Genomic DNA, 18,176 nt, shown 5'->3' on the forward strand with positions numbered 1-18,176 from the left:
GTTTACAGAATCCCGATAATTTTCACTTCAAACGCCAGCGCCTGGCCGGCAAGCGGGTGATTGAAATCGAATAGGGCCGACGTTTCGCCAACTTCCTTCAGTACGCCGGCATAGCGCCCGCCGCCCGGCGCGTTGAATTCGACCAGGTCACCCGGGGAAAAATCCTCGCCGATCATGCTGTTCTCCCGCAGCGTGGCGAGGGACACGCGCTGGATCAGATCCGGATTGCGTGGGCCGAACGCCTGGCCCGGCGCTAGCTGAAAGGTCGAATGGCGGCCCACCTTCAAACCCAGCAAAATATCTTCCAGCGGCGGCGCCAGTTGACCGGCGCCGAGCAGCAGCGTGGCAGGCTTGTCGTTGAACGTGTTGATCACTTCGGCGCCATCGGCAAGGGAAAGCCGGTAATGCAGCGTGACGTGTGAACCGGGTTTCACCTCGGAAATATCGATGATGCTCATGCAATGCTCGCTCAGTCGAAGCGCTGCACGCGTGCGCCGCGGGGCAGTCGACGCGTGTGGCAAACCGTCGGCGTGCCGTGCGCAAAGTGTTTATTGTAAGCCACCTAGCGGGCGCCGGCTTGAGTCCGTCGCGCGCGAGGGCGGTACGGCCCGGCGGCGCATTGCGCCGCGTGCGCCGTCAACCTTACGCGGAGGACTCTATATATATGGCTGATTTCGCCAGCGCAATCGACGAAACACCTGCGCCAACGCTGCGACGACCGAAGGCGCCGGCACGCGCCGCAGGCGGCGTGAAAGCCCCCGCGAATCGGTCGGCCGAGGCCCCGTCAGAAGCCGCCGACTCCACCGCCCGCTGCCGGCGGCAACTGTTTCGGGGTAAATGGCTCCGGCGCGACATGCCGCGCGAGCGACTGATCGAGCAGGGCCCCGACGTGCTGTCGGACACCGAAATGATCGCGCTCGTGCTCGGCTCCGGCCTGCCCGGTCACGACGTGTTCAGCGTCGCGCGGGCGCTGCTGGATCGCTTCGGCTCCCTGCGCGCGATGCTAGACGCGACTTATGCGGACTTCGACGGGATTCGCGGCATCGGCCCCGCGAAAAAAGCGCAATTACTCGCGATCATGGAAATGGCGCGTCGCTCGCTGGTCGACAAAATGCGCAAGCGCCCGCTAATGAATTCGCCCGAAGCGGTCGAAAGTTATCTGCGCCTTCTGATCGGCGGACAGCCGCAGGAGGTGTTCGTGTCGCTGTTTCTCGACGCCCGGCATCGGCTGATCCGCTGCGAGGAAAGCGCGCGCGGCTCGCTCACGCGCATGGCCGTGTATCCGCGCGAGATCGTGCGGCGGGCGCTCGCCGCGAACGCGGCCAGCCTGATCGTCGCGCATAATCATCCGTCCGGCGCCGTCGAGCCGAGTGCCAGCGACTGCCGCCTCACGCAGACGCTGCGCGACGCGCTCGCGCTCGTCGATGTGCAGTTGATCGATCATCTGGTGATCGGCGCGGACACCGTATATTCGTTCGCCCGCTCCGGCTGGCCGGGGCTCGCGCGCAAGCCCGCTCGAGCGCGGGAAGCGGAATCGCCGCCGTACGGCGCAGCGTCCCGCATCGCAAATAAGGTTTGATTTTGCGGCTTTTTTTCTGCTAGAATTCCGGTTTGCCTATTTCCAACCCCCTGTTCCGAAGCCATCAAGGCGTTCCGCAAAGGTCAGGCAGCTGTGGTAGCGAAGTGTCTCGATGCAAATTCGGCGCAACTTCGCATACTTTCAGCGCGGCTCTTTTCGGGAAACTTTCACGGCGTTCGAACTCAGAATTAGCGTATTAGGAGTGCTCTCATGGCACGCGTATGCCAAGTAACTGGGAAAGCGCCGATGAGCGGCAACAACGTTTCCCACGCGAACAACAAGACCAAGCGCCGGTTCCTGCCGAACCTGCAAAACCGCCGTATCTGGGTGGAAAGCGAAAACCGTTGGGTGCGTCTGCGCGTTTCGAACGCCGGCCTGCGCCTGATCGACAAGAACGGTATCGACGCTGTGCTCGCAGATTTGCGCGCACGCGGTGAAGCCTAAGGAGTAAATCATGGCGAAAGGCGCACGCGACAAGATCAAGCTGGAATCGACCGCAGGCACGGGTCACTTCTACACGACCACGAAGAACAAACGCAACATGCCGGAAAAGATGCTGATCAAGAAATTTGATCCGGTCATCCGCAAGCACGTTGACTACAAGGAAACCAAGATCAAGTAATCTTGGCTCTCCAGCCTGACGAAGGCAAAAACATGAAAAGCCTCGCATTCGTGCGAGGCTTTTTTGTTTTTGCGTGGACCTCGCGATAGCTCCGCAAGGCGCGCGCGAATCGCCCTATTCCGTTTGGCAAGCTTTCGCCAGGGCGATGCGGCGCGTATCCTTTGTCGTTTTCGCGGCGTGCGGTTCGCGCGCCGTCATCGCAAAACGAAAGACGGAGATGTGGGCAATGGAATTCGATGTGGCGATTGTCGGTAGCGGTCTGGCTGGTTTGAGCGTCGCGCTCAATCTCGCGCAGACACGGCGCGTTGCTGTGATCGCCAAGCGATCGCTGACCGAAGGCGCGAGCGACTGGGCGCAAGGCGGCATCGCCGCGGTGCTCGATTCGGCGGACAGCGTCGAGAATCACGTGCGCGATACGCTGACCGCAGGCGGCGGCCTGTGCGACGAGGCGGCGACACGCTTTATCGTCGAGCATGGGCGCGCCGCGATCGAATGGCTGATCGGACAGGGCGTGCCGTTCACGAAAGACGAGGCCGCCGAACTGGGCTTTCATTTGACGCGCGAAGGCGGCCATAGCCATCGCCGGATCATTCACGCGGCCGACGCGACCGGCCATGCGGTCGTCGCCACGCTCAGCGAGCAGGTGCGCCAGCATCCGAACATCACGCTGTTCGAAGACCATCACGCAATCGACCTGATCACCTCCGAACGCCTCGGCCTGCCCGGTCGCCGCTGCCATGGTCTGTATGCGCTCGATCTGCAAAGCGGCCGCACCGTTACGATCGAAGCGCCGCATACGGTGCTCGCGACCGGCGGCGCCGGCAAGGTCTACCTGTACACGACCAACCCCGACACCGCGACCGGCGACGGCATCGCGATGGCATGGCGCGCCGGCTGCCGCGTGTCGAACATGGAATTCATCCAGTTCCACCCGACGTGCCTGTTTCACCCGTACGCGAAGTCGTTCCTGATTTCGGAAGCAGTGCGCGGCGAAGGCGGCATTCTGAAACTGCCGGATGGCACGCGCTTCATGCCCAATCACGACGAGCGCGCGGAGCTTGCGCCGCGCGACATCGTCGCGCGGGCGATCGACTTCGAGATCAAGAAACGCGGCATTGATTGCGTGTACCTCGACATCAGCCACCAGCCGGCCGCGTTCCTGCACGAGCATTTCCCGACGATCCTGGCGCGCTGCCTCGAGTTCGGCATCGACATCACGAAGGAGCCGATTCCAGTGGTACCGGCCGCGCATTACACGTGCGGCGGCGTCGTCACCGATCTGGCGGGCCGCACCGATCTCGCGGGTCTCTACGCAGTCGGCGAAACGTCCTGCACCGGCCTGCACGGCGCGAACCGACTTGCCAGCAATTCGCTGCTCGAATGCCTCGTGACCGGCCGCTCCGCCGCCAAGGCGATCGAAGCAGAAGGCTTCGCTGCCGCCGTTCACGCGCCGCTGCCGGCCTGGGACGAAAGCCGCGTGTCCGATCCGGACGAGGAGGTCGTGGTCGCGCACAACTGGGACGAACTGCGCCGGCTGATGTGGAACTACGTCGGTATCGTGCGCACCGACAAGCGACTCGAGCGCGCGAAGCATCGGCTCGCGTTGCTGCGCGACGAGATCCACGAGTACTACGCGAACTTCAAGGTGAGCCGCGATCTGCTGGAACTGCGCAATCTGGTCGATGTGGCGTCGCTGATCGTGGACAGCGCGCGCTCGCGGCGCGAAAGCCGCGGCCTGCATTTCAGCCGCGACTGGCCGTCCACATTACCCAAGGCGCTACCGACGGTGCTCACGCCGGAGTATGTACGCAGGCCGAATACCTGACAGCCTTGGGCCGAAATACACGCTGAAACGACGCCACAAACGACAAGGCCATTGCCGGTAAGCTCTGGCAATGGCCTTGTTAAGTCGTCACGAGCGTCGACTGTCGCGCTAGAACGCGCGGCGCTCAAACGATCCGCATCGAGTAGTCGGTCGCGCGCACGTCTTTGGTCAGTGCGCCAATCGACACGCGATCCACGCCAGTCTCCGCGATCGTGCCCACGGTCTCGAAATTCACGCCGCCGGACACTTCGAGCACCGCGCGCCCGGCCGTGATGCGAACCGCGTCGCGCATCATGTCAAACGAGAAGTTGTCGAGCAGGATCGACTGCGCGCCATGCGCGAGCGCGGTTTCCAGTTGTTCGAGCGTTTCGACTTCGATCTGGATCGGCACGCCCGCATTCAACGCGAGCGCCGCGTCCATCGCCGCGCCCACGCCGCCGGCCGCGGCGATATGGTTTTCCTTGATCAGAATGCCGTCGTACAGCGCGAGCCGCTGGTTCGCACCGCCGCCGATGCGCACCGCGTACTTCTGCGCGAGCCGTAAGCCCGGGAGCGTCTTGCGCGTATCGAGAACGCGCGCGTGCGTGTGAGCAATCGCGTCGACATAGCGGCGCGTCGCGCTCGCCACGCCCGACAGCAGCTGCAGGAAATTCATCGCGTTGCGCTCGGCGGTCAGCAGCGCGCGCACCGGCCCGCGAAGATCGCAGACCGTCGTGTCGGCGCTCATGCGGTCGCCCTCGCGGTAACGCCATTGAACTACGATGCGAGGATCGACCGCGCGCATCACCGCGTCGAACCACGGCACGCCGCACAGTACCGCTTCCTCGCGCACGATGATGCGCGCGTCGCGAACGTCATCGGCAGGCACGAGGCGGCCGGTCTGATCGCCGGTGCCGATATCTTCGGCGAGTGCATCGGCGACATTGCGTGCGAGCGCCGCGTCGAACGCCACGCCATATTGCGCGTGAATCGCCGCGAAAAGCGGCGACACTGCGTCGGCCCCTTCGCGCGCCACTACCTGCTCAGGCGCCTTCTCCACCACCTTCATTACGCTGCCCCCACATTCGAATACAGTTGCGCGTCGCGCGCGAGATCGCCGCTCGCCTGCACGCGCTTCTTGTGACGCGCCGCGAAATCGAGCATGCGATCGATCGGCAGACGCGCACGCTCGCCGATCCCACGCTCGACGAAGATTTCGTTGTGGCCGCGCTCGAGCACATCGGCCAGATTGGCGAGTCCGTTCATCGCCATCCACGGGCAATGCGCGCAGCTCTTGCAGGTCGCGCTGTTGCCGGCCGTCGGCGCGGCAATCAGCGTCTTGCCGGGCGCGGCGAGTTGCATCTTGTGCAGGATGCCGAGGTCGGTCGCGACGATGAAGTGCGTCGCGTCGAGCTTCTGCGCGGCGTCGATCAACTGCGTGGTCGAGCCGACCACGTCCGCCTGGGCGATCACGTTGGCCGGCGACTCCGGATGCACGAGCACCTTCGCGTGCGGATAATCGGCGCGCAGCAGATCGAGTTCGATGCCCTTGAATTCGTCGTGCACGAGGCACGAGCCCTGCCACATCAGCATGTCCGCGCCGGTCTTGCCCTGGATGTAGCTGCCGAGATGACGGTCCGGCGCCCAGATGATCTTCTCGCCGCGCGCATGCAGATCGGCGACGATCTCCAACCCGATCGACGACGTTACCATCCAGTCCGCGCGCGCCTTCACGGCCGCGCTCGTGTTCGCGTACACGACCACCGTGCGGTCCGGGTGTGCGTCGCAGAACGCCGAGAACTCGTCGACCGGACAACCGAGGTCGAGCGAACAGGTCGCATCCAGATCCGGCATCAGAATGCGCTTGTCTGGACTGAGGATTTTTGCGGTCTCGCCCATGAAGCGCACGCCCGCGACCACCAGCGTCTGCGCCTCGTGATCGCGGCCGAAGCGCGCCATTTCCAGCGAATCGGCCACGCAACCGCCGGTTTCGTCGGCGAGTTCCTGCAATTCGGCGTCGACATAATAGTGCGCGACCAGCACCGCTTTCTCGCGCTTGAGTAATTCGCGAATGCGCGCCTTCAGCGCCCGCTTTTCTTCCGCCGACGGCGTCTCGGGCACCTTCGCCCACGCCTGCCCGATCCCGCAGGTCGTGCCCTGCGCCTGTGGCCGATCGTATTCGACGGTCCTGATCGCCTGCTGCTCCATCATGTCCTCTGCCCTCACCTGGCCGCCGCGGCTTGCCGCTCGCGCTACACATGCGATGCTTTTCCACGGCCCAAAAACGCAAAACCCCGCCAACGCGGGGTTTTGTGACGTTCTGAAATTTTAATGGATTTCAGGCATAGCGACGCAGTCGCATCGCGAAGTCTTGCAGCGCCTTGATACCGCTCTGCTCTGCGCGATGGCACCAGTCCTGCAATTGCACCAGCAATTGCTCGCGCGACGCGTTGGAGCGCTCCCACATCGCCGCCAGTTCGTTGCGCATGTCGATGTAGGTCTTCAGCTTCTGGCTGTTCGCGAAAATCTGCGGCAGCTGGAGCTTCTGCGGCTCGTTCAGGCCCGCCTCTTCTTTGTGGAACCAGCTGCGCGCACCACGCATCACCTGATACTTTTCGCGCGCGCCGACTTCCTTCAGATGCGCGAGCTCCTGGCGGTATGCGCGCTTGATCGCTTTCGCGTAACGCGCCATCACTTCGTAGCGGTTCGCGAGCACGGCCTGCAGCGTGTCCTGATCGAGCACGAGCTTGCCGGTGGTCAGGCGCGGCATCGGTGCGACCTTCTTCACTTTGGCCAGACGAAACGCCTGCATGATGCGGATGTACATCCAGCCAATGTCGAACTCGTACCACTTGTTCGACAGCTTCGCCGACGTCGCATACGTGTGGTGATTGTTATGCAGCTCTTCGCCACCGATGATGATGCCCCACGGGAAAATGTTGGTGCTCGCATCCGACGAATTGAAGTTGCGATAGCCCCAGAAGTGCGCGAGGCCGTTGACCACGCCCGCGGCCCAGAAAGGGATCCACACCATCTGCACGGCCCAGATGGTCAGGCCGACGACGCCGAACAGCGCGACGTTGATCACCATCATGAGGCTCACGCCGAGAATCGGGTACTTCGTGTAGACGTTGCGCTCCATCCAGTCGTTCGGCGTACCGTGACTGAACTTGCGCATCGTTTCTTCGTTTTTCGCTTCGGTGCGATAGAGCTCGGCGCCTTCGAGCAGCACCTTCCAGATGCCGCGCGTCTGCGGGCTGTGCGGATCCTCTTCGGTCTCGCATTTCGCGTGGTGCTTGCGGTGAATCGCGGCCCACTGGCCGGTCAGCATGCCGGTGGTCATCCACAACCAGAAGCGGAAAAAATGACTGGCGATCGGGTGCAGATCCAGCGCGCGATGCGCCTGGCAGCGATGCAGATAGACGGTCACGCCGATAATCGTGATGTGCGTCACGATCAGCGTGTACACGACGAGTTGCCACCACGAGAAACGCAGCAGCCCGTGGGCAAGGAAATCGAGCAAAGAATTCAACAAGGTAAGTTACCTGCAGAACGAGAGATACGAAGCACACGCGGCGCGCGTGTCATGAAAGTGAAAGCATACAGCGGGATAGGACGATATTCTACTTGAAGGGTTCCAAGTGTTTGTAACAAATAGGGATTTTTTGTGCGCTATCAAGTCGATAGCGATTGCCTGGGCACTGGCGCATGCCTTGGCGCGGCGCGAAACGGGGCTTAACGGCCGTCGTTGGCGGCACGGTCGGCGGGCCTGAGCGCCGGATCGGGGTGGTGTCGGAATCCGGATCGGTCGTCGCCACCGGGTGCGGCATTGCGCCGCTTGCCTGACCGACGATGCGCACCTCGCGTTGCGGGAGCGCAATAGTGATGCCGTGCTCGGAAAAGAGACGCCAGATATTGCAGTTGACGGTCGAGAGCACGCCACGCGTGCCGCTCGCCGCGTCTTCGATCCGGAAACCCGACTCGAGATTGATGCCGTCCCGGCCAAAGCCGACCAGAAATGGCGCCGGCGCCGGTTCGCGTAGCACCCGCGGCACGTCGGCGGCGGCCTGGGCGAGCAGCGTCATACGCGCATTACCGAAGCCAAAGCTCACGCTGTCCATCCACGCGATCACGGCGTTCTGAATGCCCAACAGCGTGAGTACCATGCCGATCCACACGACCACCGACACGATCTTCTCGACGAGAAACAGCCACCGATGCTCGCCACCTTCGCGGTTGAACACCCGCCGAAGAAGAACACGATGTAGATCTGCCCAATGCCGGCGAGCGGCACCAGCGCCAGATCGAGCAGCGCGGTGTCCATGAACTGGCCGGCGATCGCCCGCGCGAGCCACACCAGTGCCGCGCCGATCAGCGGAAAAGCCGCCCGGTCGAGGCTTTCCATGCCGAAACGCAGGCTCTCGTCGCGCGTCGATTGCGGCCGCTTGATGCGGCGGCGCAGCGTCCGCGCGAGCAGCCACGCGACGAGCAGCGCCGCAAGCAGGATCGCGACCTGCCACAGCATCACGCGCTGACCGAAGTCGCGCGCGATGTCGCTGAACATGTGGGTAAAGTCGTATGCATGGATGTCGCCGGAATGGCCGGCGCGCGCGGATTCATCCGCCAATCCGCGCGCCGGCCTGCAGCCGGTTGCCTAGCTCTGGCGCTCGAGCACGGCGGCGAAAAAGCCGTCGGTCGCGTGGCGGTGCGGCCACAGCGACAGGTAGTCGCCCATCTCCAGCTCGATACGCTGCTCGGCAAGGACGTCGCGCGCCGGCACCAGCGCGAAATCAGGGTGATCGGCGAGGAACTGCTGCACGACCGCCTCGTTTTCGGCTTCGAGAATCGAGCACGTAGCATAGACGAGCCGGCCGCCCTTCTTCACGAGACGCGCCGCGCTCGTGAGAATCGACGCCTGCTTCGGCGCCAGCTCGGCGACCGACTCCGGCGACTGGCGCCACTTCAGATCCGGGTTGCGGCGCAGCGTGCCGAGGCCGCTGCACGGTGCATCGACGAGCACGCGGTCGATCTTGCCAGCCAGACGCTTGATCTTCGCGTCGTGTTCGCTGTCGATCAGCACCGGGTTCACGTTCGACAGGCCGCTGCGCGCGAGACGCGGCTTCAGCTTCGCGAGACGCCGCTCGGAGATATCGAACGCGTAGAGCCGGCCGGTCGAGCGCATTGCCGCGCCGAGCGCCAGCGTCTTGCCGCCCGCGCCCGCACAGAAATCGACGATCATCTCGCCGCGCCGAGGTGCGACCAGCGAGCACAGCAGCTGGCTGCCCTCGTCCTGCACTTCGAGCCAGCCCTGCTGGAACGCGTCGAGCTTGGTGAGCGCCGGCTTGCCGACCACGCGCACCCCGAGCGGCGCGAACGGCGTCGCGCCCGCCTCGATGCCAGCCTTCGACAGCGCACCCAGCACGTCGTCGCGGCTCGCCTTGATCGGGTTCGCGCGCAGATCGAGCGGCGCCGGGTAGTTCAGCGCGGCGGCCAGCTGCGCGAGCTCGGCGGCCTCAAAGCGCGAGCTGAGCGCCTGGCTGATCCAGTCGGGCAGGTTCAGGCGAATCCGCAGTGGCAGGCTTTCCGGGTCGATCTTCGCCACGTGTTCGAGCCAGGTCGCCTCGGCCTCGGTGACGAACGGCTTGAGCGCCGAGCGTCCGGCCGTCTGCATCAGGCCCAGCAGCGCCATGCGGCGCGCGGGGCTGCCAGTGCCGCTTTCGGCCAGATGCGCGAACTCCATCCGGCGGCGCAGCACGGCGAACACCGCCTCGGCGATCACGCCGCGCTCGGCGTGCCCGAGCTTCGGATGCGCGCGGAAGAAGCGGCTCGTGGCGGCGTCGGCGGGGCCGTTCAGCCGCAGCACTTCGGCCAGCAGCGTTTCAGTTTGTCCAATCAGGAAACCATGCAATCTCATGCGCCCTCTCCGGCGGTGTGACCGGCAAAGAGCCATTGCGGCTCCGACGGCGTAAGCGTGACGCGCGAGCCGTCCAGAGCGAGACGCCCTTCGACGAACCAGCGCACCGCGCGTGGATAAATGATGTGCTCGGTGGCGAGCACGCGTGCGGCGAGCGTCTGTGCGGTATCGCCCGCCTCGACAGGCACCGCCGACTGCAAGACGATCGGCCCGTGATCCAGCTTTGATGTGACAAAATGCACCGACGCGCCGTGGAACCGCACGCCGGCGTCGAGCGCCTGCTGATGGGTCTTCAGACCAGGAAAGCTCGGCAGCAATGACGGGTGCACGTTCAGCATGCGCGCTGCGTAGTGGTCGACGAAGCGCTCGGTCAGCACGCGCATGAAGCCCGCGAGCACGACGAGGTCCGGCGCGATGGCGTCGATCTGCTCGGCGAGTGCCGCGTCGAAGCTGTCGCGATCCGGAAACTGGCGGTGGTCGACCACCGCCGTGGCGATGCCATGCGACGCCGCGAACGCGAGCCCCGCGGCATCGGGACGGTTAGCAATCACGGCGGCGACCCGCGCCGGCCAGCCCTCGCTCGCGCAGGCGCGCACGATGGCTTCCATGTTGCTACCCCGCCCGGAAATCAGGATGACAAGTTTTTTCATGCGCGGATTTTATCATTCGGCAATCGCCGGACCGCGACCGCGCAGCCGTCTGTTGCGCCAAGCGTTTATAATCGATTGTTTTGCGGCACCCCGCCCGCGCCCCTATTGCAATCGCAGCAACGCCTGCAACCCGCTATCGTGAGAGTCTTCCGCGGCCTTCCCAATGCCGAGAGCCGCGCGCCGTGCGCGCTGACCATCGGCAACTTCGACGGTGTCCACCGCGGCCACCAGGCTCTGCTCGCCCACGTGCGCGCGGCCGCGAACGCGCGTGGCCTGCCCGTCTGCGTGATGACCTTCGAGCCGCACCCGCGCGAGTTCTTCAACCCGGCCGGCGCGCCGCCGCGCATCGCGATGCTGCGCGACAAGCTCGAGGCGCTGCGCACCAACGGGGTCGACCGGGTCGTCGTCGAGCACTTCAATCACACGTTCGCGAGCCAGTCGCCAGATGCGTTCGTCGAGCGGATCATCGTCAACGGCTTGCACGCGCGCTGGATCATGATCGGCGACGACTTCCGCTACGGCGCGAAGCGCGCCGGCGATTTCGCGTCGCTGCGCACGGCCGGCAAGCAGTACGGTTTCGAAGTCGAACAGATGGCGACGGTCGCCGATCCGTCGGGCGCGCGCATCTCGAGCTCGGGCGTGCGCGCGGCGCTGGTCGCGGGCGACCTCGACTCGGCGCGCGCAGCGCTCGGCCGCGACTATCTGATCAGCGGCCACGTCACCCATGGCATGAAGCTCGGCCGCGATCTCGGCTTTCCGACGCTCAATCTGCCGATCGCGCACAAGCGTCCGGCACTGGCCGGCATCTTCGTCGTACAGGTGCACGGCATCGCCGAGCAACCGCTGCCCGGCGTCGCGAGCCTCGGCCTGCGCCCCACCGTCGACGATTCCGGCCGTGTGCTGCTCGAAGTGCACCTGCTCGATTGGCACGGCGACGCGTATGGCAAACTCGTGCGCGTCGAATTTCTGAAGAAGCTGCGCGACGAGGAGAAGTTCGTCGATCTCGAAACGCTGACCGCCGCGATCGCGCGCGACGTCGCCAATGCCCGCGCATGGTTCGCTGCGGTCGGCGCCGGCACGCCGGGCAGCCGTTCCACCGGTTTCGCCACCTCGGCCACCGACCGAATTAGATAACCACCGCGGTTCGGGCCGGTGCGCCGCGCCGCACGAACCGTCGCCGCGCGCATCGAAGGGCGTCCGTGCTTCACGCGGAGCCGCCTGCCGGGCGCGTCCCACGCTCCTCGCGCAGCGCGCAATCCGCGCGCCGCTACGCATAGAAACGAATTCACCGCCACCCACATCATGAGCAACAAGAAAGCTGATTCGAAACCGCAGTCCCGCTACCCGGTCAACCTGCTCGACACACCGTTCCCGATGCGCGGCGACCTGCCCAAGCGCGAGCCGCAGTGGGTCAAGGACTGGCAGGAACGCAAGGTGTACGACAAGATCCGCGCCGCCTCCAGGGGCCGCACGAAGTTCATCCTGCACGACGGCCCGCCGTATGCGAACGGCGACATCCACCTCGGTCACGCGGTGAACAAAATCCTGAAGGACATGATCGTCAAGGCGCGCAATCTGGCGGGCTTCGACGCGGTCTACGTGCCGGGCTGGGACTGTCACGGCATGCCGATCGAAATCCAGATCGAAAAGCAGTTCGGCAAGTCGCTGCCGGCGGCCGAAGTGATGCAGAAGGCGCGCGCCTACGCGACCGAGCAGATCGAGAAGCAGAAGGCGGGCTTCCGCCGTCTGGGCGTGCTCGGCGACTGGGACAATCCGTACAAGACGATGAACTTCGCGAATGAAGCCGGCGAAATCCGCGCGCTCGCGAAGATCATGGAAAAGGGCTACGTATTCCGCGGCCTGAAGCCGGTCAACTGGTGTTTCGACTGCGGCTCGGCCCTCGCCGAAGCGGAAGTCGAGTACAAGGACAAGACCGATCCGACCATCGACGTGCTGTTCAGCTTCGCCGAACCAGAGAAGACCGCGCAGGCGTTCGGACTCGCCGCGCTGCCGCGCAACGAAGGCGGCATCGTGATCTGGACCACCACGCCGTGGACCATCCCCGCCAACCAGGCGCTGAACCTGCATCCGGAACTCGTCTACGCGCTCGTCGACACGCCGCGCGGCCTGCTGATCCTCGCTGAGGAACGCGTCGAGGCGTGCCTGAAGCTGTACGGCCTCGAAGGCACGGTCGTCGCGACGACGCCGGGCGAAAAGCTCGTGAACCTGCGCTTCAACCACCCGCTCGCGTCCGCGCATCCGGGCTACAAGCGCACCGCGCCGATCTACCTCGGCGACTACGTGACGACCGAAACCGGCACCGGCATCGTGCACTCGTCGCCGGCGTACGGCGTGGAAGACTTCGTGTCGTGCAAGGCGCACGGCATGGCCGACTCGGACATCATCAACCCGGTGATGGGCGACGGCCGCTACATCGAATCGCTCGCGCTGTTCGGCGGCCTGTCGATCTGGGCTGCCAATCCGCAGATCGTCGAGGCGCTGCAAGGCGCCGGCTCGCTGCTGCGCACCGAGAAGTACACGCACAGCTACATGCACTGCTGGCGCCACAAGACGCCGATCATCTACCGCGCCACTTCGCAGTGGTTCGCCGGCATGGACGTGAAGCCGAACGACGGCGACAGGACGCTGCGCGAGACCGCACTCGAAGGCATCGAGAACACGGCGTTCTATCCGTCGTGGGGCAAGCAGCGCCTCTTCAGCATGATCGCGAACCGCCCGGACTGGACGCTGTCGCGGCAGCGCCAGTGGGGCGTGCCGATGGCGTTCTTCGTGCACAAGGAAACCGGCGAGCTGCATCCGCGCACGCTGGAGTTGCTCGAACAGGTCGCGCAGCGCGTCGAGAAGGAAGGCATCGAGGCATGGCAGACGGTCGATCCGCGAGAGCTGATCGGCGAGGACGCCAACCTGTACGAAAAGAACCGCGACACGCTCGACGTGTGGTTCGATTCAGGCACCACGCACTGGCACGTGCTGCGCGGCTCGCACAAGGACGAGCTGCAGTTTCCGGCCGACCTGTACCTCGAAGGCTCGGACCAGCATCGCGGCTGGTTCCATTCGTCGCTGTTGACCGCGTCGATGCTCGACGGCCGCCCGCCCTACAACGCGCTGCTCACGCACGGCTTCACCGTCGACGGCGAAGGCCGCAAGATGAGCAAGTCGCTCGGCAACGGCATCGATCCGCATGAAGTCGCAAATCGCCTCGGCGCGGAAATCATCCGCCTGTGGATCGCGTCGACCGACTACTCGGGCGAGCTCGCGATCTCCGAGGAAATCCTGAAGCGCGTGACGGAAGGCTATCGCCGCATCCGCAATACGCTGCGCTTCCTGCTCGCGAACCTGTCGGACTTCGACTTCGCGCAGCACGCGCGTCCGGTCGAAGACTGGCTCGAAATCGACCGTTACGCGGTGACGCTGTCGGCGAATCTGCAGAACGACATCCTCGCGCACTACGAGAAGTACGAGTTCCACCCGGTCGTCGCCAAGTTGCAGACGTTCTGCTCGGAAGACCTGGGCGGCTTCTACCTCGACGTGCTGAAGGACCGCCTCTACACGAGCGCGGCGGATTCGGTCGCCCGCCGCTCGGCGCAGACCGCGCTCTACCACATCGCGCACGGGCTGCTGCGCGTGATGGCCCCGTTCCTGTCGTTCACCGCGGAAGAAGCGTGGAAGGTGTTCCAGCCCAATAGCGAAACGATCTTCACCGAGACGTACCACGCGTACCCGGCCGTGCCGGACGCGGGCGCGCTGCTCGACAAGTGGACGCTGCTGCGCGCGGTGCGCGGCGACGTGACCAAGGCGCTCGAAGAGGCGCGGGTCGCTGACCTGATCGGCTCGTCGCTGCAGGCGGAAGTCGAAATCCGCGCGAGCGGCGCGCGTTACGACGCACTCGCGAGCCTCGGCGACGACCTGAAGTTCGTGCTGATCACGTCGGCGGCGAACGTCGTCAAGGTCGACAGCGAAGCCGATGAAGGCGTCGAAGTGATCGCGTCGAAGTACCTGAAGTGCGAGCGCTGCTGGCACTATCGCGCGGACGTCGGCGCGAACGCCGAGCATCCGTCGCTGTGCGGCCGCTGCTTCAGCAACCTGTTCGGCAGTGGCGAATCGAGGAGCGCGGCATAATGGCGAGAACCATGTCGAAAACGCGCACCGGAAGCAGTTCGCTCGCACCCTGGCTCGGCATCGCGCTGATCGTCATCCTGTTCGACCAGCTGACGAAAATCGCCGTGCGCAAGGTGTTCGCCTACGGTGTGCCGCACGAGGTCACGCCGTTCTTCAACCTGATTCTCGTGTTCAACCGCGGCGCCGCGTTCAGCTTCCTCGCGATGGCGGGCGGCTGGCAGCGCTGGGCGTTCACCGCGCTCGGCGTGGTCGCGGCGCTCGTGATCTGCTATCTGCTCAAGCGGCATAGCGGGCAGAAAATGTTCTGCACGGCGCTCGCGCTGATTCTCGGCGGCGCGCTCGGCAATGTGATCGACCGGCTCGCGTACGGCCACGTGATCGACTTCCTCGATTTCCACGTGGGCGGCTGGCACTGGCCGGCGTTCAATCTCGCCGACAGCGCGATCACGATCGGCGCGATCCTGCTCCTGATCGACGAGCTGCGGCGGGTACGCGGCACACGCTAACGTCGCCGACGTGAGGCACAGTCGCGGCTGCGCGAGCCGTGCCTCAGGTCCGGTTTGAAGCGCGCGGCGACGACGGGCAACGCCCTCGCGCCGCCGCGCGATCACGCTTTGTCGGAGGCTTTCGTTGGCAACCGCAGAACTCGCAGGCAAACACCTCGTCCTCGGCATGACGGGCGGCATCGCCTGCTACAAGATCGCCGAACTCACGCGTCTGCTGACCAAGGCAGGCGCGACCGTGCAGGTCGTCATGACCGAAGCGGCCACCCAGTTCATCACCCCCGTCACGATGCAGGCGCTGTCGGGGCGGCCGGTCTTCACGAGCCAGTGGGACGGTCGCGTGCCGAACAACATGGCGCACATCGATCTATCGCGCGAAGCCGATGCGATCGTGATCGCGCCGGCGTCGACCGACTTCCTCGCCAAGCTCGCGCACGGCATGGCCGACGATCTGCTGTCGACGCTGTGCATCGCACGCGACTGCCCGCTGCTCGTCGTGCCGGCGATGAACCGGCAGATGTGGCAGAACCCGGCCACGCAACGCAACGTCGCGCAACTGCGCGCGGACGGCGTCGAGGTGCTCGGCCCCGATTCGGGCCCGCAGGCCTGCGGCGAAATCGGCGATGGGCGCATGCTCGAAGCGGCCGCGACCTACGAGGCGGTCGCGTCGTTCTTCGCGCCGAAAATCCTGTCCGGCCGGCGCGTGCTGCTGACCGCCGGGCCGACCTTCGAACCGCTCGACCCGGTGCGCGGCATCACCAATCGTTCGAGCGGCAAGATGGGCTTCGCGCTCGCGCGCGCCGCGCAGCAGGCCGGCGCCGACGTGCATCTGGTGGCCGGTCCGGTCGCGCTGGAAACGCCGTGGGGCGTCTTGCGCGAGGACGTGCAGACCGCGCAGCAGATGCACGACGCGGTGATGCGCGCGGTCGCGGAGGCGGACATTTTCATCGGCGTCGCGGCGGTGGCCGACTGGCGCGTCGACCACGTCAGCGATCAGAAGATCAAGAAGACCGCCGAGCACGCGCTGCCGAGCTTTTCATTCGTCGAGAATCCAGACATCCTCGCCGCGGTCGCCGGGCTGCCGAAGCCGCCGTTCGCGGTCGGCTTCGCCGCCGAAAGCGACAACCTCGAAGTCCACGGCGAGGAAAAGCGCGCGCGCAAGAACGTGCCGCTGCTGATCGGCAATCTGGGGCCGCAAACGTTCGGGCTCGACGACAACGAAGTGATTCTGTTCGAAGCAGGCCGCGCGACGAAGCTGCCACGCGCCGACAAGCAGACACTGGCGCGCGCGCTGATCGCGGAAATCGCGAAGCGTCTGCCGCCCGGCATCAGTCCGGTTGGCTGAACGAGCGAGCAGCAGTGGGCCCGTGTGGCCCTGCCATCTTTGCCCGGTTAGCCGACCGGAATCACCTGGAGCACTACTGCCATGACGCTACTCTCCGTGCTCGATCAAACACCGGTGATCGCCGGCCATTCGGTGGCGGACGCGATCGCCGCGACCGTCGAACTCGCGCAACTCGCCGACGACCTCGGCTACACGCGCTACTGGTGCGCCGAGCACCACGGCCTGCGCGGCGTGTCGAATCCCTGCCCTGAAGTGATGCTGGCGCGCCTCGGCAGCGTGACCAAACGCATTCGCATCGGCTCGGGCGGCATCATGCTGCCGTACTACAGCCCGTTCAAGGTCGCCGAGCAGTTCATGATGCTCGAGGCGCTGTTTCCGAATCGCGTCGATCTCGGCGTCGGACGCGCGCCGGGCGGCGACATGCGCACCGCGCAGGCAGTCGCCGCCGGCGCTTACAATCGCGGCGAGCATTTTCCGCAGCAGGTCGCCGAGTTGCTCGGCCTCATGCACGGCGCGCTGCCCGACGATCATCTCGCGCAGGGCGTGCTGCTGCAGCCGCAGATCGATACGCGCCCGCAGCTGTGGATGCTAGGCTCGAGCGACTTCGGCGGTTTGCTCGCGGCGCAGCTCGGCATCCGCTTTTCGTTCGCGCATTTCATCAACGCGCATTTCGGCAAACAGGTCGCGCTGGCGTATCGCGAGCGCTTCCAGCCTGGCAAAGACGCGTCGCGGCCGTATCTGGCGGCCGCGGTCTTCGTGATCTGCGCGGATACCGAGCAGGAAGCCGCGGACCTCGAAAAAGCCGTTGATCTACGTCGCGTGCAGATGGCGTATGGTCTGAACGAACCGATACCCTCGATCGAGCAAGGCATCGCGCAGGAATATGGCGAGCGCGAACAGCTCGTGATCGACCGCGAAAAGCCGCGCAGCATCATCGGCCCGCCTGAGCGCGTGACCGAACGGCTCACGGATTTACAGCAGCAGTTCCAGGCCGACGAGCTGATGGTGCTGACCGTCGCCGGCAGCTATCGTGCGCGCTTGCGCTCCTACGAACTGCTCGCCGACGCGTTTCAGCTCGGCTCGAACCAGGCGGCTTGATCGCAAAGGCGTTGCCAGTCAGCCGCGTGCCCCTTCACCAATCTCACCCCCAACTATCGAACCTGAATGAAACTCGACCTGAAGATTCTCGATCAGCGCATGCGCGAACAGCTCCCCGCTTACGCGACGACCGGTAGCGCCGGCCTCGATCTGCGCGCCTGCCTCAACGAACCGCTGACGCTGAAACCCGGCGAAACCGCGCTGGTGCCGACCGGACTCGCGATCCACGTCGGCGACCCCGGTTATGCGGCGTTGATTCTGCCGCGCTCGGGTCTCGGCCATAAGCATGGGATCGTGCTCGGCAATCTGGTCGGCCTGATCGATTCCGATTACCAGGGCCAATTGATGATTTCGACGTGGAATCGCGGCGAGACGACATTCGTGCTGAATCCGATGGAACGGCTCGCTCAACTGGTGATCGTGCCCGTCGTGCAGGCCGGGTTCAATATCGTCGATGACTTCGAGGAAAGCGTGCGCGGCGCGGGCGGGTTTGGTAGCACCGGCAAGCATTGATCGATTGC

At 65.0% G+C, this 18,176-nt stretch carries 16 protein-coding genes and 1 pseudogene; 10 read left to right on the plus strand and 7 right to left on the minus strand.

What is annotated here, in order from left to right; all coding sequences use genetic code 11:
* Window positions 1-2: 2 nt before the first annotated feature.
* Complete coding sequence (locus OKW27_RS25275) at window positions 3-458, minus strand: FKBP-type peptidyl-prolyl cis-trans isomerase (protein ID WP_090801560.1); 456 nt, start codon at window positions 456-458, stop codon at window positions 3-5.
* A 206-nt stretch (window positions 459-664) separates the two neighbouring features.
* Between OKW27_RS25275 and radC the strand changes: the two genes are divergently transcribed.
* From radC to nadB, 4 genes are all read left to right on the plus strand, one after another.
* Window positions 665-1,579, plus strand: coding sequence for a RadC family protein (gene radC, locus OKW27_RS25280; RefSeq protein ID WP_429335211.1), 915 nt, complete (start codon window positions 665-667; stop codon window positions 1,577-1,579).
* A gap of 210 nt (window positions 1,580-1,789) precedes the next feature.
* Complete coding sequence (rpmB, locus tag OKW27_RS25285) at window positions 1,790-2,023, plus strand: 50S ribosomal protein L28 (RefSeq protein WP_007180631.1); 234 nt, start codon at window positions 1,790-1,792, stop codon at window positions 2,021-2,023.
* A gap of 10 nt (window positions 2,024-2,033) precedes the next feature.
* Window positions 2,034-2,201, plus strand: a complete 168-nt coding sequence (gene rpmG / locus OKW27_RS25290) for a 50S ribosomal protein L33 (RefSeq protein WP_008919555.1) — start codon at window positions 2,034-2,036, stop codon at window positions 2,199-2,201.
* A gap of 226 nt (window positions 2,202-2,427) precedes the next feature.
* Complete coding sequence (nadB, locus tag OKW27_RS25295; protein ID WP_090801563.1) at window positions 2,428-4,026, plus strand: L-aspartate oxidase; 1,599 nt, start codon at window positions 2,428-2,430, stop codon at window positions 4,024-4,026.
* Between the two features lie 124 nt (window positions 4,027-4,150).
* On the opposite strand, the gene nadC is transcribed toward nadB, so the two are convergent.
* The 6 genes and pseudogenes from nadC to purN all read right to left on the minus strand — a co-directional run bounded on the left by nadC (window position 4,151) and on the right by purN (window position 10,569).
* Window positions 4,151-5,074: a carboxylating nicotinate-nucleotide diphosphorylase gene (gene nadC, locus OKW27_RS25300; protein WP_090801565.1), complete on the minus strand. Its 924-nt coding sequence runs from the start codon at window positions 5,072-5,074 to the stop codon at window positions 4,151-4,153.
* A complete protein-coding gene (nadA, locus tag OKW27_RS25305; RefSeq protein WP_429336597.1) occupies window positions 5,074-6,213 on the minus strand; it encodes a quinolinate synthase NadA in 1,140 nt (379 codons plus the stop codon). Before nadA ends, nadC begins: the two co-directional genes overlap by 1 nt.
* Window positions 6,214-6,343: 130 nt before the next feature.
* Window positions 6,344-7,540 (minus strand): DesA family fatty acid desaturase, encoded by a 1,197-nt coding sequence (locus tag OKW27_RS25310; protein WP_429335212.1) that lies wholly within the window; start codon window positions 7,538-7,540, stop codon window positions 6,344-6,346.
* Between the two features lie 298 nt (window positions 7,541-7,838).
* Window positions 7,839-8,569: pseudogene (locus OKW27_RS25315) on the minus strand (hypothetical protein); the annotation flags it as partial.
* Window positions 8,570-8,659: 90 nt separating this feature from the next.
* Window positions 8,660-9,919, minus strand: coding sequence for an RsmB/NOP family class I SAM-dependent RNA methyltransferase (locus tag OKW27_RS25320; RefSeq protein ID WP_090801569.1), 1,260 nt, complete (start codon window positions 9,917-9,919; stop codon window positions 8,660-8,662).
* Complete coding sequence (gene purN, locus OKW27_RS25325; protein WP_090801571.1) at window positions 9,916-10,569, minus strand: phosphoribosylglycinamide formyltransferase; 654 nt, start codon at window positions 10,567-10,569, stop codon at window positions 9,916-9,918. Before purN ends, OKW27_RS25320 begins: the two co-directional genes overlap by 4 nt.
* A gap of 138 nt (window positions 10,570-10,707) precedes the next feature.
* Between purN and OKW27_RS25330 the strand changes: the two genes are divergently transcribed.
* The 6 genes from OKW27_RS25330 to dut all read left to right on the plus strand — a co-directional run bounded on the left by OKW27_RS25330 (window position 10,708) and on the right by dut (window position 18,168).
* On the plus strand, window positions 10,708-11,703 hold the full coding sequence (locus OKW27_RS25330) for a bifunctional riboflavin kinase/FAD synthetase (RefSeq protein ID WP_184051586.1): 996 nt from the start codon (window positions 10,708-10,710) through the stop codon (window positions 11,701-11,703).
* A gap of 168 nt (window positions 11,704-11,871) precedes the next feature.
* The gene (gene ileS / locus OKW27_RS25335; RefSeq protein ID WP_429335213.1) at window positions 11,872-14,709 is read left to right on the plus strand and encodes an isoleucine--tRNA ligase; all 2,838 of its coding nucleotides are present in this window, start codon (window positions 11,872-11,874) and stop codon (window positions 14,707-14,709) included.
* Window positions 14,709-15,215: a signal peptidase II gene (gene lspA / locus OKW27_RS25340; RefSeq protein WP_429335214.1), complete on the plus strand. Its 507-nt coding sequence runs from the start codon at window positions 14,709-14,711 to the stop codon at window positions 15,213-15,215. The genes ileS and lspA overlap by 1 nt, the downstream gene beginning before the upstream one ends.
* Before the next feature lie 124 nt (window positions 15,216-15,339).
* A complete protein-coding gene (coaBC, locus tag OKW27_RS25345) occupies window positions 15,340-16,557 on the plus strand; it encodes a bifunctional phosphopantothenoylcysteine decarboxylase/phosphopantothenate--cysteine ligase CoaBC (protein WP_429335215.1) in 1,218 nt (405 codons plus the stop codon).
* Window positions 16,558-16,638: 81 nt separating this feature from the next.
* The gene (locus OKW27_RS25350) at window positions 16,639-17,655 is read left to right on the plus strand and encodes an LLM class flavin-dependent oxidoreductase (protein ID WP_429335216.1); all 1,017 of its coding nucleotides are present in this window, start codon (window positions 16,639-16,641) and stop codon (window positions 17,653-17,655) included.
* 66 nt (window positions 17,656-17,721) lie between these two features.
* Entirely contained in the window at window positions 17,722-18,168 is a 447-nt protein-coding gene (gene dut, locus OKW27_RS25355; protein ID WP_429335217.1) for a dUTP diphosphatase, read from the plus strand.
* Window positions 18,169-18,176 lie beyond the last annotated feature (8 nt).

Source organism: Paraburkholderia sp. 35.1 (genome assembly GCF_050436525.1).
In the GTDB taxonomy this organism is placed as follows: domain Bacteria; phylum Pseudomonadota; class Gammaproteobacteria; order Burkholderiales; family Burkholderiaceae; genus Paraburkholderia; species Paraburkholderia tuberum.

Coding starts and splice junctions, on each gene's coding strand:
- OKW27_RS25275 (WP_090801560.1), bottom strand. CDS start 458: ATGAGCATCATCGATATTTCCGAGGTGAAACCCGGTTCACACGTCACG.
- radC (WP_429335211.1), top strand. CDS start 665: ATGGCTGATTTCGCCAGCGCAATCGACGAAACACCTGCGCCAACGCTG.
- rpmB (WP_007180631.1), top strand. CDS start 1,790: ATGGCACGCGTATGCCAAGTAACTGGGAAAGCGCCGATGAGCGGCAAC.
- rpmG (WP_008919555.1), top strand. CDS start 2,034: ATGGCGAAAGGCGCACGCGACAAGATCAAGCTGGAATCGACCGCAGGC.
- nadB (WP_090801563.1), top strand. CDS start 2,428: ATGGAATTCGATGTGGCGATTGTCGGTAGCGGTCTGGCTGGTTTGAGC.
- nadC (WP_090801565.1), bottom strand. CDS start 5,074: ATGAAGGTGGTGGAGAAGGCGCCTGAGCAGGTAGTGGCGCGCGAAGGG.
- nadA (WP_429336597.1), bottom strand. CDS start 6,213: ATGGAGCAGCAGGCGATCAGGACCGTCGAATACGATCGGCCACAGGCG.
- OKW27_RS25320 (WP_090801569.1), bottom strand. CDS start 9,919: ATGAGATTGCATGGTTTCCTGATTGGACAAACTGAAACGCTGCTGGCC.
- purN (WP_090801571.1), bottom strand. CDS start 10,569: ATGAAAAAACTTGTCATCCTGATTTCCGGGCGGGGTAGCAACATGGAA.
- ileS (WP_429335213.1), top strand. CDS start 11,872: ATGAGCAACAAGAAAGCTGATTCGAAACCGCAGTCCCGCTACCCGGTC.
- lspA (WP_429335214.1), top strand. CDS start 14,709: ATGGCGAGAACCATGTCGAAAACGCGCACCGGAAGCAGTTCGCTCGCA.
- OKW27_RS25350 (WP_429335216.1), top strand. CDS start 16,639: ATGACGCTACTCTCCGTGCTCGATCAAACACCGGTGATCGCCGGCCAT.
- dut (WP_429335217.1), top strand. CDS start 17,722: ATGAAACTCGACCTGAAGATTCTCGATCAGCGCATGCGCGAACAGCTC.